This window comes from Aureliella helgolandensis (assembly GCF_007752135.1).
In the GTDB taxonomy this organism is placed as follows: Bacteria; Planctomycetota; Planctomycetia; order Pirellulales; family Pirellulaceae; genus Aureliella; species Aureliella helgolandensis.
Genome location: NZ_CP036298.1, coordinates 1,839,813 through 1,856,916 on the forward strand (window position 1 = coordinate 1,839,813; position 17,104 = coordinate 1,856,916).

At 56.4% G+C, this 17,104-nt stretch carries 10 protein-coding genes; 5 read left to right on the forward strand and 5 right to left on the reverse strand.

The annotated features are described in order from the left end of the window. Positions 1-286: 286 nt before the first annotated feature. The 3 genes from rpsO (at position 287) to Q31a_RS06535 (ending at position 4,670) form a co-directional block, all read left to right on the forward strand. Positions 287-556: a 30S ribosomal protein S15 gene (rpsO, locus tag Q31a_RS06525; RefSeq protein WP_145075710.1), complete on the forward strand. Its 270-nt coding sequence runs from the start codon at positions 287-289 to the stop codon at positions 554-556. A gap of 680 nt (positions 557-1,236) precedes the next feature. Next, positions 1,237-3,516, forward strand: coding sequence for a polyribonucleotide nucleotidyltransferase (pnp, locus tag Q31a_RS06530; protein ID WP_145075713.1), 2,280 nt, complete (start codon positions 1,237-1,239; stop codon positions 3,514-3,516). A gap of 362 nt (positions 3,517-3,878) precedes the next feature. Further along, positions 3,879-4,670 carry an AP2 domain-containing protein gene (locus tag Q31a_RS06535; RefSeq protein WP_145075716.1) on the forward strand — a complete coding sequence of 264 codons (792 nt, stop codon included), beginning with the start codon at positions 3,879-3,881 and terminating at the stop codon, positions 4,668-4,670. A gap of 357 nt (positions 4,671-5,027) precedes the next feature. Here Q31a_RS06535 and Q31a_RS06540 read toward each other — a convergent pair whose 3' ends face one another. The 5 genes from Q31a_RS06540 to ykgO all read right to left on the reverse strand — a co-directional run bounded on the left by Q31a_RS06540 (position 5,028) and on the right by ykgO (position 12,677). Then, positions 5,028-5,600, reverse strand: a complete 573-nt coding sequence (locus Q31a_RS06540) for a hypothetical protein (RefSeq protein ID WP_145075719.1) — start codon at positions 5,598-5,600, stop codon at positions 5,028-5,030. A gap of 55 nt (positions 5,601-5,655) precedes the next feature. After that, on the reverse strand, positions 5,656-7,851 hold the full coding sequence (locus Q31a_RS06545) for a cytochrome c3 family protein (protein WP_145075722.1): 2,196 nt from the start codon (positions 7,849-7,851) through the stop codon (positions 5,656-5,658). Positions 7,852-8,056: 205 nt separating this feature from the next. Then, on the reverse strand, positions 8,057-9,283 hold the full coding sequence (locus tag Q31a_RS06550) for a GTPase (RefSeq protein ID WP_145075725.1): 1,227 nt from the start codon (positions 9,281-9,283) through the stop codon (positions 8,057-8,059). 166 nt (positions 9,284-9,449) lie between these two features. Further along, positions 9,450-11,879, reverse strand: a complete 2,430-nt coding sequence (locus Q31a_RS06555) for a serine/threonine-protein kinase (protein WP_197356336.1) — start codon at positions 11,877-11,879, stop codon at positions 9,450-9,452. A gap of 645 nt (positions 11,880-12,524) precedes the next feature. Beyond that, positions 12,525-12,677 carry a type B 50S ribosomal protein L36 gene (gene ykgO, locus Q31a_RS06560; protein WP_145075731.1) on the reverse strand — a complete coding sequence of 51 codons (153 nt, stop codon included), beginning with the start codon at positions 12,675-12,677 and terminating at the stop codon, positions 12,525-12,527. 260 nt (positions 12,678-12,937) lie between these two features. Between ykgO and Q31a_RS06565 the strand changes: the two genes are divergently transcribed. Continuing rightward, positions 12,938-15,010 (forward strand): ATP-dependent helicase, encoded by a 2,073-nt coding sequence (locus tag Q31a_RS06565; RefSeq protein ID WP_145075734.1) that lies wholly within the window; start codon positions 12,938-12,940, stop codon positions 15,008-15,010. A 604-nt stretch (positions 15,011-15,614) separates the two neighbouring features. Next, entirely contained in the window at positions 15,615-16,001 is a 387-nt protein-coding gene (locus tag Q31a_RS06575) for a response regulator (RefSeq protein WP_145075737.1), read from the forward strand. Positions 16,002-17,104 lie beyond the last annotated feature (1,103 nt).

Genomic DNA, 17,104 nt, shown 5'->3' on the forward strand with positions numbered 1-17,104 from the left:
CGTATCAGGACTGCCAGGCGTTGCTTGGGAGTTTGCAGAGGTAACGAATTGGCCAAGAAATTCAGATTATTGGTTGCGCGCTGAGGCTTGTTTGCACCGCTCACTCCGCTTCGCGGGTTTAGCAGGCGGCACAGCGCGGCAACTGGCAACGACTGGCCGAAATGCCTGGGCATTCTGTTTTTGACGGAGTGAAAGGTCGGTTCAAGCCGATAAGCAGGCGAAGTAGTTTTAAAATGTGTATTGAGAATACAGGATCGTTCGGAAGCGGACTGACTTTAGAAGCACTATGACAACGACAAAAGAACTCAGAAGAGAAGCCATCGACGGATTTAAGACTTCAGAGGGCGACACTGGCTCCTCCTCGGTCCAAATCGCGATCTTGACCAAGCGAATCAATCATTTGACCGAGCATATGCGGAGCAATAAGAAGGATTACGCGAGTCGTCGTGGTCTGCTGCGGATGGTTAGCCGCCGTCGCAGTCTGTTGGACTACGTGCGTCGTCACGATCCGCAAGGCTATGTTGATTTGCTCGGCCGCCTCAACATCCGTAAGTAAGCTTCGTCGGCAGCCAGGTTGGCTACACCGTTGGGTACCAGGTTGCACCGAGCGGTTCGTAGTCCTTGATGCGCGACGCCCAAACCAGCGTTACCGGGGATCCCCTGGTATCGCAGGCTCTGTTCGCTGAGGACAGACAGCGACCCACGTTAAAGCAGCGGTCGTGTTGATGATGATGAACGGACGTGCACCTAATGCAAGTTCGTGTGAAAACAGCGAGATCGAGCCCCAAACCTGTCTCTGGACTCCCCTGGTGCTCGTCCGAAAGAATTTGTCAGCGTACGGGTTTGTCTTGTGCGTTGGGTAGCTATCCAGCTTGGCTAGGCTGAGCTACCACTTGATCCTGCACCATCCAGCGAAGCTCTCGGTTCCGCGTGCTACCGAACGAAATGCCACCAGTGGCATCCGTTTCAACGGCCTGGATATCTCCTGGCCTGCTACTCTGAACCTCTGCGACTCCCTGCAATCCCACATGGGCAATCCCAAGTGGGCACCCCGAAACGGTTGGTGCGTAGACTCAAAATGGAGGAGGAGTTTCTTTCCCTGGAGTGCAAGGGCGTGCGACCGTTCTGGTATATTGCCGCCGGTGGCCTGCGTCTCGATTGCAGCTGGCCCTGATCAGTAGATAGCCATGTAGTTTGATGTGAAAAAGAAATTAGTGAAATTGTTGGAAATTAGGAATTAGTGAATTGAAAATCCGAGTAGAAAAAAAAATTGGTTCCAAAGTCTTGTCCATGGAAACCGGACAGCTGGCCAAGCAAGCCGCCGGTAGCGTGCTGGTCCAGTATGGTGACACGGTCGTGTTGACCGCTTGTGCAACCGGCCCATCCCGCCCAGGCACAAACTTCTTCCCGTTGACTTGCGACTACCGCGAGCGACTTGCAGCCGCCGGAAAATTTCCAGGCGGTTTTTTAAAGCGCGAAGGGCGCCCCACCACGAAAGAAACGTTGACTAGCCGTTTGATGGACCGCCCCATCCGACCGCTGTTCCCCAAGGCCTTCAACGACGAAGTCCAAGTCCAGAGTATGGTTGTTAGTAGCGACCTGCAAAACGATGGCGACATCCTCGCCATGAATGGCGCTTCGGCCGCGCTCACCATCAGCTCGCTTCCCTTCCAAGGGCCGTTGGCTTCCGTGCGAGTTGCTAAGATCGATGGCGAGCTCGTCGCCTTCCCGACCAACGAAGAGCTCGAAGAGAGTGAACTCGACCTGATCGTTTCTGGAAGCGACAAATCGATCCTCATGATCGAAGGCTTCGCTCAGGAAATGCCTGAAAACGAAATGGCCGACGCGGTTCTCTTTGGCTTCGGCGTTGTCAAGGAAATTATCGGCTTGATCGATGAGTTGGCGGCCAAAGCCCAGACCAAACAGGTTGACTTTGAAGCCCCTGCAGACAATGGCATCCTGTCGCGTCTGCAAGCGGACTACTACGACCGTTACCGCCAAGCCAAGCAAACCGAAGGCAAGCAGGCTCGTGGCGAAGCAGTCAAGGCATTGAAGGAAGAGGCCAAGGCGGCGCTCATCCCAGATCCGAAGGCAGAGGGTGCAATTTGCGCCGATGCGTTCTCAACTGCGTGGCACGATCTTGAGCATCAGGTTGTACGCGAGCTCATCCTCGGCGGAACGCGTCCTGATGGTCGCGATCACAACAGCCTGCGGGCTATCGAATGCGAAACGGACATTCTCCCTCGCACCCACGGTTCGGCAATCTTCCAACGTGGTGAGACTCAAGCACTCGTATCCGTAACTCTCGGCACAAGCCGAGATGAGCAACGCGTCGACGGTTTGATCGAAGAGTACAGCAAGAAGTTCATGCTGGATTACAATTTCCCTTCCTATTCGGTTGGCGAATGCCGTCCAATCCGCGGCCCAGGTCGTCGCGAAATCGGACACGGAGCTCTCGCGGAACGATCGGTTGCACCGATCGTGCCGGATGCGGAGGAATTCCCCTACACGATTCGTGTGATTAGCGATATTACCGAATCCAATGGCTCTTCCTCGATGGCCAGCGTTTGTGGAGCCACCCTCGGCCTCATGGCAGCCGGTGTACCCATTTCCAATCCGGTGGCTGGTATCAGCATCGGTCTGGTGAAGGACAAGGATCGCTGGGTCTTGCTAACCGATATCATCGGCGATGAAGATCACTTCGGCGATATGGATTTCAAGATTGCCGGGACGCCTGAAGGTATTACTGGTATCCAACTCGATCTCAAAATTGATGGAATCAGCGAAGAGATCATGCGTGCGACTCTCAAGCAAGCTCGGGAAGCTCGCATGGAGATCCTCCGCAAGATGATCACAGCCATTCCCCGACCGCGAACTGAAACCAGTCGCTACGCGCCGCGTTTGCTTCGCACCAAAATCGACTCCGACAAAATTGGTCTACTCATCGGACCTGGCGGAAAGAATATTCGCGCGATTCAAGAAGATACCGGTGCGACCATCGACGTCGAAGATGACGGTACCGTAGTGGTTGCAGCCATGAACGGCGATGCCGCTCAAGCTGCCCTGTTGCGCGTCGAAGCCTGTACTGCTACAGCTCAAATCGGCAAAATCTACGATGGAACGGTTAGTAGCGTCCGAGACTTCGGTGCATTCGTTGAAATTCTACCTGGACGAGACGGCTTGGTTCACATCAGTGAGCTTTCAAGCGGCTATGTTTCCAGCGTAGATGACATCTGCAAGGTCGGCGATGCGATGAAAGTCATCGTAATCGATATCGACGATCAAGATCGCGTCAAGTTGAGTCGTCGTCGAGCACTGGAAGAGCTTGGTATCGAAGACGAGTTCGCCAACCGTGAAGCGGGTGATGAAGAGCGACCCGAGCGCGCTGAGCGTGGTGGCGAGCGCGATCGTGGCGGCGATCGAGGTGGTCGTTACGGCGAGTCCCGCGGCGGAAGTGGCGGCAACGGCGGTGGTCGACGCGGCGGAAGTAGCGGTGGAGGCCGCGGTCGTCGATAGGAACAATTCGCAACATCTTGAGTCCAAGTCGCTAGATTTGAACTCAGGTTTTACTTAACATGGACGGCTGGCCATCTCTTATAAGAATGGTCAGCCGTTTTTTATTGGCGTCAGTTACGGAATAATTCGCTTCACTAGAGCTAAATTATCCGACACCTCGCTTAACGTGGGGTACATTGTCTACGTACGCCTTAAACTCTAGGCAGTTACACACCTACCTACGCCCGTAGCCCACCCACAACGTCCTGTCTCTGATCCAATTGCTTTGTACCGCAGTTGCATGCGTTTGTTGCCGCGTTGGTGTTGCGACACGACGGTAGTCCCATGACCCCAGACTAAACACACGACAAAGGAGCACAGTTTTGCCACGTAAATTAAAAGGCTATTCAAGAGTTGATTCCGAAGGTAACAACGCACACGGTTGGTTGGTAAGAATCAAACGTGGTGAAATTCATCGTTCGCGATTCATTTCCGATTCAACGCATGGCGGAAAACGCAAGTCGGAAAAAGTTGCCAAGGAAGTCTACCAGGAATGGGTAGAAGAACTCCCCGAGCCCGATACTTCGGAGAATAAGCTGGGCAAACGCAACTCAACCGGAGTGGTTGGTGTTCACCACTCGTGGGATCAAGATAGCCGATTTCCCAATTGCCGTTATGAATCGTACGTAGCGTCTTGGGTCGATGAAAACAGCAAGCGTCGCAACATTCGCTTCTCGATCAGCAAGTATGGTAAGAAGGTTGCCTTCGAACTGGCTTGCATTTGCCGACAGAATCGATTGCTGGAACGCGAAAAGGTGCTCGCATTGCACGAAGGTGGCGCCAAAGTCGCAGTGAAGAAGAAGGCTTCCCCGAAAAAGGCAGCCCCTAAGAAAATTACGACCAAGAAGACTGCAACCAAGGCAGCGACGAAGACAGCAGCTAAGTCTAAGGCAGCCAAGAAGACGACTAGCAAGAAGAGTAGTGTTGCCAAGCGTTCCACCAAGAAGGGGGCAGCTCCTAAAGCCGCAGCCAAGCGTACCACAGCGGTAAAGGGAGCCAAGAAGAAGCCAGCTACTAAGAAACTGCCAGCCGCTAAGAAAAAGGCAGCGACTAAGAAGAAGGCAGCGACCAAGAAGAAGGCAGCGACCAAGAAACCAGCCGCTCGCAAGAAGTAGGGCTGCTTCACGCACCAATTCAGGTCGCTCCAACTGGTGTGCTGCACGCTTGGAGCCTCTCTACCGTGCACTGAGCATCCCAGTGGTGCTGACAATCTCATGCGGCAGGCTTCCAATTCGGGGCCTGCCGCCCGTCTTGGCGGCTTCTGAACCCGTCCACCTGACCATCGCTACAGTCCACTGGCGGTGGTAGCTCTCAGCGGCAGCTGGCCTCACCCGCGAAGGCTGCGCAACTACTGCGTTTTGTCTCCCCCCATGCCGTGTGACCTTCCCCTGTCGTAGGGGAACTCGAGGTGCAACGGACCTTGCCGGGGCGAAAGAGAAATCGCTGAAGCGCTTGCAGCGCCTCGCGAGTCGTTACCGCAATCCAATCCGAGTGCAGATTAATGCAAAGAGGTGAGTGACCGCGGCAAGCGTAACGGCCAAGCCTGCATACCGGTGCATTTCTGCGACTTCGATCAATTCTTGAGTATCCAGAATCGGCAACATACTCAAGAACATTGTGCCAGCCGCCGCAATCCCGCTTAGGACGAGCGCCCACGCGCTCCAGCGCCCCAGCCACCATCGCGTATCATTGGGGGCCGTCGTGCGGTCCAGCGGGTCGCCAATGGGCAAATACAGCAGTGCGATGGCCAGCAGCAGGAAGACGAAACCTCCCGCGGCTGCCACATGCACCAGCAGTGCATAGTTGGCCATGTGCCCGAATTGCACCAAAGATCCGAAACTGCTGACCGCCAGGACACCAATAGCCACCAGAAATGCCGCGTAGATCACTTGGCTCAACCAGTGCCGGTGGCGGCCTGGCTGCGAGGGTCTTCCGGTGGAGGCAACGAGCACTCCGCCAAAGATGACGCCGATTAAGAGCACCAAACCTGCATAGCGAAGGACTTGGGTGAACGGGGGAAGGTTGAAAGCAAGTTCCGCCAGCATGGTAAGTCTTTCTGTTTCTCAAGCGATGGGAATTCGTGGACGACTGCGAAACTTATTAACGGCGAGTGATTCGGCTCAGATTGATCGCGCACGCCGACAATGCGACGACGCAAGTTAGCCCCAAGGCGATCAGGCCAGCGATCTTAAAAAATGCTCGGCCTTGAAAGAGTTGATTCCAAGCAGTCAGTCTGTCTGTATCGACTTCTTGCAGGGTGTGCGTCTTGAGCGGCTTAGTGGACTGCCCCGGCAGTAGTCCCACGGGCAAGACTTCAGCTCCGAAGAAAAGAGAGTTGTCACTATGGCATTCTAAACAGCCGGTCGCACCGAGGGCTTGGCGTGCAGGCCGCACTGCATGGGCCATCGGCCAGGCGTAGGGCTCGGCGGCGTCGCCCAGTGATTCCGGCTCCACCGCTTTGATCGTAGACGCTCCATCGCGGACGAAACCGCTGCCCCCGGAAATAAAGATCGCTACTGAATCGGGGTACGCCTCTTCGATCGCCTGCAACGCATCCGACACTCGCTCCGACACTTGCAACTCGCGGGCGGTGCGTTCCGCGGTTGCAATTTTCTGCCGCTCTTCAGTGGTCCATTCCTCTTCTTTGGCTCGCGCGCGATCCTCGCCCAGCAGCTCCTTGCGCTGGCTCAGTGAGAGCTTAACGTCCGCGAGTTCTTCGGTGAATTCACGCCGAACTTTAAGTGGTCTGCGAATGAGCTCGTACACCTCTTCAGGATTGAGTGGGACGATTTTCTCATTCCGCTTGACTCCCCAGTAGGACGGCCACATCATTCGATGAGGTGTGTACTTTCCAACCTCCACCTGCTTGACGGTCCCCTCGTCTGGAGAGGCCACTGCGACGGGCTCTCCGGCTGCTTCTTCTGCTCCCGAGGCTGTTTCGTCTGCCTCACTAGGCGCTTCGTTAGTAGCGGCCGGGGGGGCGGATGATTGCCGCAAACCGCTGGCTGGCAAATGGACCGGGCCGACAATTCCAGGCTGCTCAAGGCCCGTCCGCTTGACGTGCTGCCCTAAGTGGTGGGCGATGGAATTGAGCTGTCGTCCAACGCTTGGTTCCAGCAATCCACCCGAGTGGCATGCGGTGCAAGTCAGTTTGTCGAAGTGTAGCGGAGGCAAACCCGCGTGGGCGGGTTGGGGGGCTCCCATGCGCCCTGCTCGCGATAATCCATCCGCGCTATCGTTAGGCATATGACAGCCCTGGCAGGATAGCGAGGTGGCGACGCTTCCTGACGGATGCTGCTCCCCCTCGAATCCACGGACCGTATTGTGATCTAAACCGTTGCGGTGGCAATCCGCGCATGACATGCCTGCCCGCAAGTGCACATCTTCATCATGCTGCCAACGCGTTCCCTGAGTGGTCTCTGCGGGAACGTTGGTGTGGCAATAGTAACACGCGTTATTCTCAGGTTTGCGAATCAAATCGATGAAGACTTTGCCATCGCTACGAAAGCGACTGGCCTCGTACGTCACCTTGGGTAATTTGCTCGCCGCACCTTCGGCAGTGGGATCGAAGTCGTCCTTTAAGCGTTTCATGGAGCCAGCTACGGTGCCAACACCGAGGGCGGCTGTCGGCGCATAGGCAAAATTCTCGTCTTCAATCTGCTCCGACCACACAAATGGGCTATACCCGTTTCCCTGCTTACGATGGCACAGCATGCAATCAACGGGGAGCGCCCCAGTCACTCCGCTGCGATCGAGGTATCCCTCGGGCCGTTCCTCACCCTGCAGGGCTTCACCGGCAGCAATGGACTCTTCCGAGCCTGGGCCTCCCCCGGGCAGAAAGCTGCCGAACTTGGCAGCCACTTGCCAACGTGATAGCCCCAAAGCGTCTGGATTGTAGGTTCCCATCCAATCGCGGTAGGAAAGTGGTAGATGAGTCCCGGTACGATCGTCCGACCAAATCCAGGGCTGACCGCCACGGCCCGGATCGGCCGCCTCGTTCACGGCATTGAAATGCCAGCCGTGCGCAATCGTATCGAATTCATGGCATCTCCCGCAAGTTTTCTCGGGAGAATAGGGCGGTGGATTTTCGGAAGCTGGATCGATCTTAGTATTGGATGCATCAAACAGCTCAATCCAGTGCACATAGCCACTCATGTTATCGGAAGTGGCGTAACGTGATTGCGCGACGGCGAGGGAGGGAGCCCCCAGGAAGCTGCACCAGCACACCCAGCTCAACAGCAGGGAGAGCAGGCGGCGCGCGTTACGGCTAGTCAGGTGACGAGATCGATCGGACATGGCGAATGGCATCTGGAATAGGTACTGGGAGGGCGAATGGTAGAACGCACGCACCTGAGTGAAAAAAGCGGGTGTATTATGAAGAATTTTCACGTAGAAACCAAGGTGGAGCAGCTCGTGAGCTGGGCTCCTTCTCCGTTCCTCCAGACTAGGCGAGTTTGTCAGCCATTTCGCTAGAAATCCTCAAAGGCAGCGCCGCAGCGGTTCACTCGCACGCCTCGGCTCGGAGGGCCCTCTCGCAGCATTTCAGGGCAGCAGAGGGAGTCTGTGCACGAACTTGGAGCCTGGCAGCTTCCAGAGATCCAATGATCGCCGGGTGCATGGGCACCGCTTCACCAACGCGTGGCGAAACGGGGATTAAGCTTTGAGAAATTGCGTCCAGCAGCCCTCCAATACCAGGTTCGCCCAAACAACTGGTCGGAATGACCGGGATTGCCCGTTCCTCCGGAGTGCGGGCGTCGGCTGACCAGTCGGCGAGCGTTGCGAGCGAGGCCGGGGCGCGCTGCAGGTCCGAGGACTCGCGCTCGGTGGATTGCAAATCTGACTTATTCCAAGCCACCAGTCGCCGAGGGGGAGCGAGCGCGAGAAAGCTTGCATGCGCGGCAGTCCAGCCGACCTGGGAATCGACTACGAACACCACGCAATCACTTTCCCGCACGCGTTGCGCGGCGCGGCTAATTCCCTGCTGCTCGATATCGTCCGCCGAATCGCGTATCCCAGCGGTATCGGTGATCGACACGGGCCAGCCGTCGAGGGCCACTTGGACTTCAACCCAGTCCCGCGTTGTGCCGGGGGTGTCGTGCACAATGACTCGCTGCGCGCCAACTATCGCATTGGTCAAGCTGCTTTTGCCGGTGTTGGGAGGCCCCGCTAAGACGATTCGCCAGGGTTGGTTCAAATGCAAGCCGAGTTCGTTCCAGGTCAGCATTTCCTCGAGTGCCTGCTCTGCCTCCGGCAGGTTTTCTTGCTGAAGCAGTCGGCTCGTTCGGCGAATGGAATTCGCCAATGCACCCTGCATTTGATCGAGTAGGATCCCTGCGACCTTATCGGTCGAAGCGTTCAGTAGCTGGCGTTCGGCTTCTAAGGCCAGGGGGCACGCTTGTGAGGTCCAGCCTCGGGCCTCTGCCAGTGGGCACCCCAGTCTTGCGAAGTCGCCAATCAAAGCTTGGCAAATTGCTTGGCCGCCATGGCAGTGCAATTCCACTGTCTGCGGACCTGTGCGGCAGACCACGACTTGCTCTGCAGCGGAGTGTTCTGCGGTACTCGCGTGCCACAAGCCGTAGTAGACCTTGTCGATCTCCAGTGTTTGAGTTCGCAATTCCAGTCGCTGCAACACTCGCTGGACGGCTTCCGGGCCACTGACGGCTAGCGTCGCAATCGCAGATGGTAGCTCTGCTGTGAGCCGGTAGAGTTGGGTTGCAGGGATGGGCATGTGGCAGCAGGGATGGGTTCGGTGATAAGCTAAATGTCGTGTAGGGAAACTGGGGCGAAATCAATGCTCTCAAGCAGTTTTTTCAATTCGCGTGGGGACGTTCTGGTTGGTCCCGCCACACGGATTTGCGGTGGCTCTAGGTGTAGTTGGTTGTTCGTGGAGGGTGTTACCGGAGTGGTTCCTTCACGGGGATGCTCCCTCGGTAAGGGCCGAAGAACTCACGCGCGGCGGGATGCCATGCAATGCCTTGCCAGTGCGCGGCATGGTTTGCTGAAAAGATCCCCGTCTGAGCCACGACTTCCGGCGTAAACAGGCTCCTTAGTACCGCTTGAACCAGCGCTGCAGGTGCGTCGTCCCGTGCCGCTAGGTAGGCCGGTGTGGCGACGGTCGCAACTCCGTCTGCCGAAATCTGTCGGTCGGGGTAGTGTTCTGCGCTGACGATGTACGGGCGAAAGCTCGGCTCATCCAAGGCAAACTGCCAAGCGTTCGAAATGGGCAGGAATCGAAATCCACTATTGAGGAAATATTTGATCTCCGACCCTCCAACGCGTGACACGACGATCGCTGCGTCGCACTGCAATTGCTCCTGGGGCAGTTCGCTTGCGAGGTGTTGCCACTGCGATTCGTCCAGTTCAACGTCTGCAAGGTTCACGCCGGCATGCTGCAGCAGCAGCTTGGCTACGCTCTGTGAACCGGCCATTTGATCACCCACTGCAATTCGGTGATGCCCGAATTCCGATAGCTTGGTTAAGTCTGAATCGGCACGCACTAGAACATGTACCACTTCGAAATAGAGTGGGGCTACGACAGCGATAGCACCTGAGTCCACGGCGTCCGCTTGCAGGATTGCCAAATCCACTTCGCCTCGCTCCAGCTTGCCAAGATTGTCCGACGAGCCTGCGGAGGGCACGATTCTCGTTTGGGTCTTGGTGGAATTCACCAACATGTCACTAATCACAGTCGCCAGTTGCTCGTAGCTCCCGCCTGCAGCCCCAGAGGCTACTGCCACCTTGCTCGGAATGCGATTTTTGAACCAAACACTGGAGGGGATTACCCACAGCATCGAAGCTGCCAGCATGAGCATTGCGACTGAAATTAAACCGCGTTGAACCCAGCGGTGAGCGTCCGTGGGTTCTACCACGCGGTTGTCCAATATTGCGCCGACGATAGGCACTCCCAGCAGCCAGTACCACGCGCGACGGACGCGCGAAAGCGGGCGGGCGTGAATCGGCAATCCCTGCAAATAGCGGTCGAGGTCATCGGCCAAAGCCGCTGCGCTTCGGTAGCGGCGTTCCGGAGACTTTTGCAGGCAAACATCGATGATCGTGGCAATCTCATCATCCACGCCGTCTGCCACGTTGCTAGCCTTCGGGGCCGGACGGTGGATGACTTGGAACATCGTCTGCATGACGTTCGCCGCCTTGAAAGGGGGGCTGCCAGTCACGATCGTGTACAGCACCGCTCCCAACGAGTAGATGTCTGTCGCGTGGTTCTGTTCGTCTTGGTTGCCCGCGGCTTGTTCGGGCGACATGTAGCTCGGCGTCCCAAGTGTGGCTCCGGTAGCAGTTAGCCCAGCTTCGTTGTCAATCGTTTTCGCCAAACCGAAGTCGGTGATCCGTACTGCATCGTTTTCGTCGACCAGCACATTGGCAGGTTTCAAGTCACGGTGGACCACGCCACGGTCGTGGGCGTATTGGATGGCGCGAGCGGCGTCACGGACGTACCGTGCAGCTCGCTTGCAATCGATCCTGCCCTCGTTCAGCATTTTCGATAAGTCGGAGCCGGCAACGTAGTCCATCGAGAAGTAGCGATGGCCCTCATGCTCACCGCATTGATGAACCGTGACGATGCAGGGATGGTCCAACCGGGCGGCGCTGCGCGCTTCTGCGTAGAATCTGAGGACTTCCTCTTGGCTGGCAAGCGCCCCAGAGCGAATTGTCTTGATAGCAACCGGACGATCGAGGCGCGTTTGCCTCCCGAAGTAGACGACCCCCATTCCGCCGCATCCCAGAACTCGCTCCAAGACATAATCCCCAAACTGACAGGGAAGCTTGGGCTGCGCGAGCTCGATCTGCAGTGGCCCAGTTGCTGCGGGACGCGGTGGATTCTGAGTATCAAACAGTAGTGGTTGAGGGCGGGCGCCGCCTGTCGCTGGTTGATCGTTTACGGAAAAATCGGCCGACTTCCCCTTCCCTGGCAACGTCTGCCGCTCCGCGTCACGATGGTGATCCGACTCGGCCGGAAGGGATGGGATTCCGGCAGCCCAGAAATTGTGGAGTGGCAGCGTCTCTTCCTGCTCTGCTGACGCCTGGGTTACCTCTGGGGCCTGCTTCGCGTTGCCTGGCCCATGATCGCTGGCAGGCACTTCCCGAGTGGGAGGCTGCTCAAGAAAAGTCGGCCCAGCCAAGCGTTCGATCCAGTCGGCGGCCTCTAGTAACTCAGCCAACTGGCTGCGTAGAGTTGGATGGAGCGCAAGAAACGACTCGCGGTCTGTCAACTCGCCCGCATCGCTCTTCTGCATGTACTCAGCCAAGGCACGCTCGACCTCCATTTCATCTAGCGGATCGTCGGGCTCGATAGGGCTGGAGTGTGGCAATGGAGAATCCAAGCTGGCGGCGACCTGTCGTTGGAGTCAGCCCTCGGCGTACCGCGGGAAGTTGTGGAAATTGACGGAGCATCTGGGCGGGAGAACTGGCAAGTTGACCTGGCCGTTGGTCAACCCAGTTAGGCCCCACGCAAGACCTTGTGCCAGCACTATCACCCAGTCACCAATTCTATCACATTCGCGGTCAAGTACGGAATCTTGGACAGATTTCCAACGAGAGCAGCCCCCGCGTCCATTAGGTGCCACCCACCTATCCCCGATCGTCCACCTACCTCCCATTGCTAGCCTTCGTCCCGATAGGTGCCACCCATCTATCCCCAATTGCTAGCTTTGCAATTTCAGGGAAAGATGGGTGGCACCTTTTAGATATTTTTGTGGGGGGGGAGTTGTTGTGTGTGGGGGGGGGGGGCGTGGTCCGCGTGTGCCTTGATGCCAAGGCACGAAAAAACCCAGACCATCGCTGGTCTGGGTTTGATAGGAATTGGCAAATGGGGCGTAATCAACCCCAGGCTTAGCCATTTTGGGGCCTTGGGGGCGACCGTTCAAACTCGAGCAGCAGACGGGCGTGGGGTTTTGATGTTAAACCACATTCAACCGTTAACTGGACTGCGGAGGCCGCTCAAGCAACCGCTGGCTCTAGCGTTTTTTCTTGCGAACCTTGGCACCGCCCTGGCGGACCTTGAAGCGAGGATTGCTTTTGCAAATTACGTAGATACGACCACGACGCCGCACAACCTGGCAATCAGGGTGACGAAATTTAAGAGCGCCGATCGAGGAAACAACTTTCATGGCTTAAAGCCCTATTTACCTGTACAAATAGAAACTGCTCTGCGTCCAAAGATCGGCCACCCATCAGGGAACCAGCATCTGACGCAATCTGTTTGAAATTTTTTGTGTGTGTTTGTTGCGGAAAATTAGGATACCAAAAAGACGAAATGCAATCTAGGCATCGATTCCACGAAGAGTTGAGATTCTAGGGGCCTGGCGAACTTTCGCAACACCAAATTCTCCCCCCTGGCGAATCCAGCTGGTCGCGATACGATTCCAGCATGTCGAACGGCCTCAATCCAGAACAGCAAGAAGCTGTACAAACGCTCAAGGGCCCCATGCTGGTATTGGCCGGCGCGGGATCGGGGAAGACGCGCGTCGTAACTTTCCGCATTGCTAACCTCATTCGGCACGGAATCCGTCCCGACCGCATCTTAGCAGTAACTTTTACCAATAAAGCTGCTAAAGAAATGCGAGAACGGATCGGGCTCATGCTCGGCCCCCGTCGCCGCCTCCGACGGGGGGAGCAGAAGCCGCCTACGCCAGTCATCGGCACATTCCACTCGAATTGCGTCCAGATCCTCCGGCGTCACGCCCCTAAACTGGGCTACCCCACCAAATTTGCAATCTACGACCGAGGGGATCAGGAATCGACCGCACGGGAGGTTCTACGGCAGCTGCGGGTTTCTGCTGGCATCCTCAAACCGGGGGATTTCCTATCGCACGTTAGTCGTTGGAAGAATGCGGGCGTTCGGCCGGAGCAGGCTGGAGAATTGGCGCGGAGCGACGCCGAGCATATGGCTGCCAGTGGATATCGACGTTATCAGCAAGCGATCAAGCTGGCGGGGGCGATGGACTTTGACGATCTCTTGCTGCTGACCGAGCAGCTTTTCATTGATTATCCTGAAGCTCGCCAGGAAGAGGCGGGACGTTACGACCATGTGTTGGTCGACGAATACCAGGACACCAATCAGACCCAGTACGCAATCATCCAGTCGCTCGCAGCAGGTCACCGCAATCTTTGCGTCGTGGGGGACGACGATCAATCGATTTACGGTTGGCGTGGAGCCGAAGTCCAGCACATTTTGAATTTTCGAAATGATTGGCAAGACGCGAAGGTGGTGCGATTGGAAGCCAACTATCGCAGCACGACGGCAATCCTGACGCTCGCGAATCGCTTGATTGCGTTCAACAAGACGCGGCATGATAAAGTTCTCAAACCGGCCCGTGCCGGAGGGGCTGCACCGCGCGTGCTGCAGTTTAAGAACGACGTGGAGGAGGCTCGCGGCGTTACCGAAGAGATCCAACGCATCTTAGAAAGTCACAAGCGAGAGGCTCGCGATTTTGCGATTCTTTTCCGCACCAACGAGCAGCCTCGCGTCTTTGAAACCGAACTACGGAAAGCTCAAGTTCCGTACTCGCTGGTCGGTAGTCAATCGTTCTTCGATCGCAAGGAGGTGCGCGACCTGCTGAGCTATATGAAGATGATCGATAACCCCAAGGATGAAGTCGCGCTGCTGCGGATTATTAACTATCCGCAGCGTGGGATCGGTGCGAAAACGGTGGAGAACCTGCTAGCAGATGCCGTTGCCAACGGCCATTCAATGTGGGAGACCATGCACAATCGAGACTTTGTTAGCCGTTTCCCCGAACCGGCAAAGCGGGGCGTCGAACGTCTGCAATCTATCGTTGCGCGTTTCAAAGCGCGTCATGCGGAGCCTGGCGCAACCTTGGCTGATGCGCTGCGCGATTTAGTCTACAACCTCGACTACATGGGGGCCATTGAACGCAGCTACCCCACTCCCGAAGAGGTGCAAACGCGTCAAGCTTCAGTCGAAGAAGTCATCAATGCAGTTGCTGAGTTTGAAGGAGAGGCCAAAGAGCCGACCCTATCGGGCTTTCTGGACAACGTGGCCTTGGCGGGTAAGGAGTTTGGAAGTCCCAAAGAAAAGGAACAGCAGCGCAATGCCGTTTCTCTCATGACCTACCATAGTGCTAAAGGGTTGGAATTTCCGATCGTCTATATGGTCGGCATGGAAGAGGGGATTTTGCCGCACCGACGCTCCTTGGCTGAAAACTACGATGATGTCGAAGAAGAGAGACGTCTGTGCTACGTGGGGGTGACACGGGCTCAAGATGAGCTGACACTCTGCTTGCCATTGCAACGCATGAAATGGGGCAAGCCGAGAGATACATTCGCTAGTCGATTTCTCTATGAAATGACGGGGCAAGCGGACAATCCGAACCGGAATCGCTCCATTCAGGGCGCACGCAAGGAAATCGTAAACAGTCAACGAGCCGCCGCTCGCAAGAAGGCCAAGGGCGCCAAACCCGCACCCAAACGCGGTGACTAGGAAAGTATTGGCTTGGTGCTGAGCTTCAACACCGTTCTTCTGGCCGCCAGTGCATCCCGTCTGAAGCATCGCTCACTACGGCTTCGCGCTTCCATGACTCGAGGTGGTTGCTGATCAACCATAGGGGAGTATCACCTCCGTGGCGTCTGGGAAGCGTGCTATCTCGCTGCTCTCTAAGACGCGGAGGTTTTCAGGCGACTCGGTCCCTTCGTCCCCAACATTCGCGAATGTTTCCTTAATTCTCCGTAGTCATGGCACATGAAGTGCTATCTCTGATAACTCCAGAACGAAGGCACGCCCCACGCGGGCTTAAAGCTTTATTAGCAATCTGTTTATCGGAGAGATCGTATGTATATTGGCGGAGGTCTTTTAGGCACTGTTTTAGTTATTTTGCTCATCGTTTACCTTGCAAAACGTGTGTAGCCCCCCCCCCTTTTTTAAGCTCGCCCCCCGGCTCCGCACCGTTGAACTCCAGCACTTGTATCGAAGGTTGGTGGGGAACCAGAGTCAGCCGTCCGACCCAATTGGGCCAACCCGGTTGGATCGTGAGACGCGTCGAGCTGTGTTGGAGGGCAGCCAAGTTACTTAGACTGGAGTGTTTTGGATGTCGACCATCCTGGTTGCGGACGATAATGATGATTTGCGAGAGCTGATGATCATTCGGCTCAAAGAATTTGGGTTTAGCGTCCTAGCCGCGAAAAACGGCCTCGAGGCGGTGCAGCTTGCTAAGTCGGCGCATCCACTTGTTATATTGATGGATATGAACATGCCAGAATTAGACGGTTGGGAGGCTTGCTGCCAGATCAAGCGCGACCCTTTGGTTCGCAGGATTCCAATCATCGCGTTGACCGCCTACTCACTACCGGGAGACGAAGCTCGTGCGAACGCGTCGGGCTGCGACGGTTACCACGCCAAACCGGTTGACTTTCAAATGCTCTTGCAGCAAATTGAATCGCTGGCTCCGAGAAGTGAAAAGCTGCAGGGGCAATAAGGCGTTCGTCTGCCAAGCGTCTAGCGCGTGACGCCAATCACCAATCACCATGCACCATGTCGGCCTGCTCGCGGGGCAGCCTGCACGGGGCTCATTCAGGAGTCCATCGCCTGAAATTCGCGTGTAGCGTTCGCTCCAGCTTGCCTCGCTTCAAGATCGCAGCCAGCCCGGTTCCGTGGTTATCTCGCTGTGTTCACCATGGCGCCTCTTCATCTTCCCCACATGGTCGCCTGGGCCTAGCGATGAGTTGCGTCTCGCTTTGCGTTGTTGCGTGAATTGGCCACTCCGCAGGAGTCGGGCCCCGAGACAAGGCAACTCTACAACCAATGCCCTCCCGCGCGCAGCCACTTCCACTCGCTCTTAAATCTGCTCCTCATGGCCTGTATGGCCACTGTTGTTATCAACAAGAACTGGTCGACCAACGCATGCAAAGAGACCGCACGCAGCAGAACCGCATGTCGTAAGTTAACGCCTATTTCGGCAGGTGGCGGATGGCGCAGCGAGGATGTTGACGTAATCCATCCGCCAGTCAGCCTGGGAGCGGGAGGGGGTATTCTTGGGTGGGCATCTCACACACCTTTCGGTTGTCGCGCGTTCAGCCGCGTGAACGCGCGGAGGCAGTCGACTCTGTACAGCAGTTGCTGTACAGTCGCGTTACGGATTGAATCTCAGGCCGCCGATCTTGTGAGGAACCACCTGCGGGATGCAGAGTTTTCATTCTCTTGCAGAGTGCTCAGCCTTGTACCGCGCATTGGGGTGCCGACAAGCTAGGGGCCACCACCCTAGCTCACAGCCCTTTCGCTGGCGAGCATTGTATCCCGGGCTGTGGATGGGCTGTGTGCTCTCGCAGGTGTGAGACGCATGAAGTGGTTGCCAACCGCGCATACTGCCACTCTCGCAGACAGTGCCATGGTGTCTGTTCTGCCACAGAGCCCCCTAGGACGGACGAAGATCTGGCTAGCTGGAACACGCGTTCGATTACCGGAGAGGGCTATTCACTGGTCTCTATACCTAAAAACTTAATGTGTTTCGCCAGCGTAAATACTGTCAAGTTCTAAGCAGTGCTTCCTGCAGATGCTTGCTTTCTTATGTGGAGAACGATG

What these genes read in the sequence shown, in the direction of transcription:
- rpsO (WP_145075710.1), top strand. Translation starts at nt 287, where the DNA reads ATGACAACGACAAAAGAACTCAGAAGAGAAGCCATCGACGGATTTAAG.
- Q31a_RS06540 (WP_145075719.1), bottom strand. Translation starts at nt 5,600, where the DNA reads ATGCTGGCGGAACTTGCTTTCAACCTTCCCCCGTTCACCCAAGTCCTT.
- Q31a_RS06545 (WP_145075722.1), bottom strand. Translation starts at nt 7,851, where the DNA reads ATGTCCGATCGATCTCGTCACCTGACTAGCCGTAACGCGCGCCGCCTG.
- Q31a_RS06550 (WP_145075725.1), bottom strand. Translation starts at nt 9,283, where the DNA reads ATGCCCATCCCTGCAACCCAACTCTACCGGCTCACAGCAGAGCTACCA.
- ykgO (WP_145075731.1), bottom strand. Translation starts at nt 12,677, where the DNA reads ATGAAAGTTGTTTCCTCGATCGGCGCTCTTAAATTTCGTCACCCTGAT.
- Q31a_RS06565 (WP_145075734.1), top strand. Translation starts at nt 12,938, where the DNA reads ATGTCGAACGGCCTCAATCCAGAACAGCAAGAAGCTGTACAAACGCTC.
- Q31a_RS06575 (WP_145075737.1), top strand. Translation starts at nt 15,615, where the DNA reads ATGTCGACCATCCTGGTTGCGGACGATAATGATGATTTGCGAGAGCTG.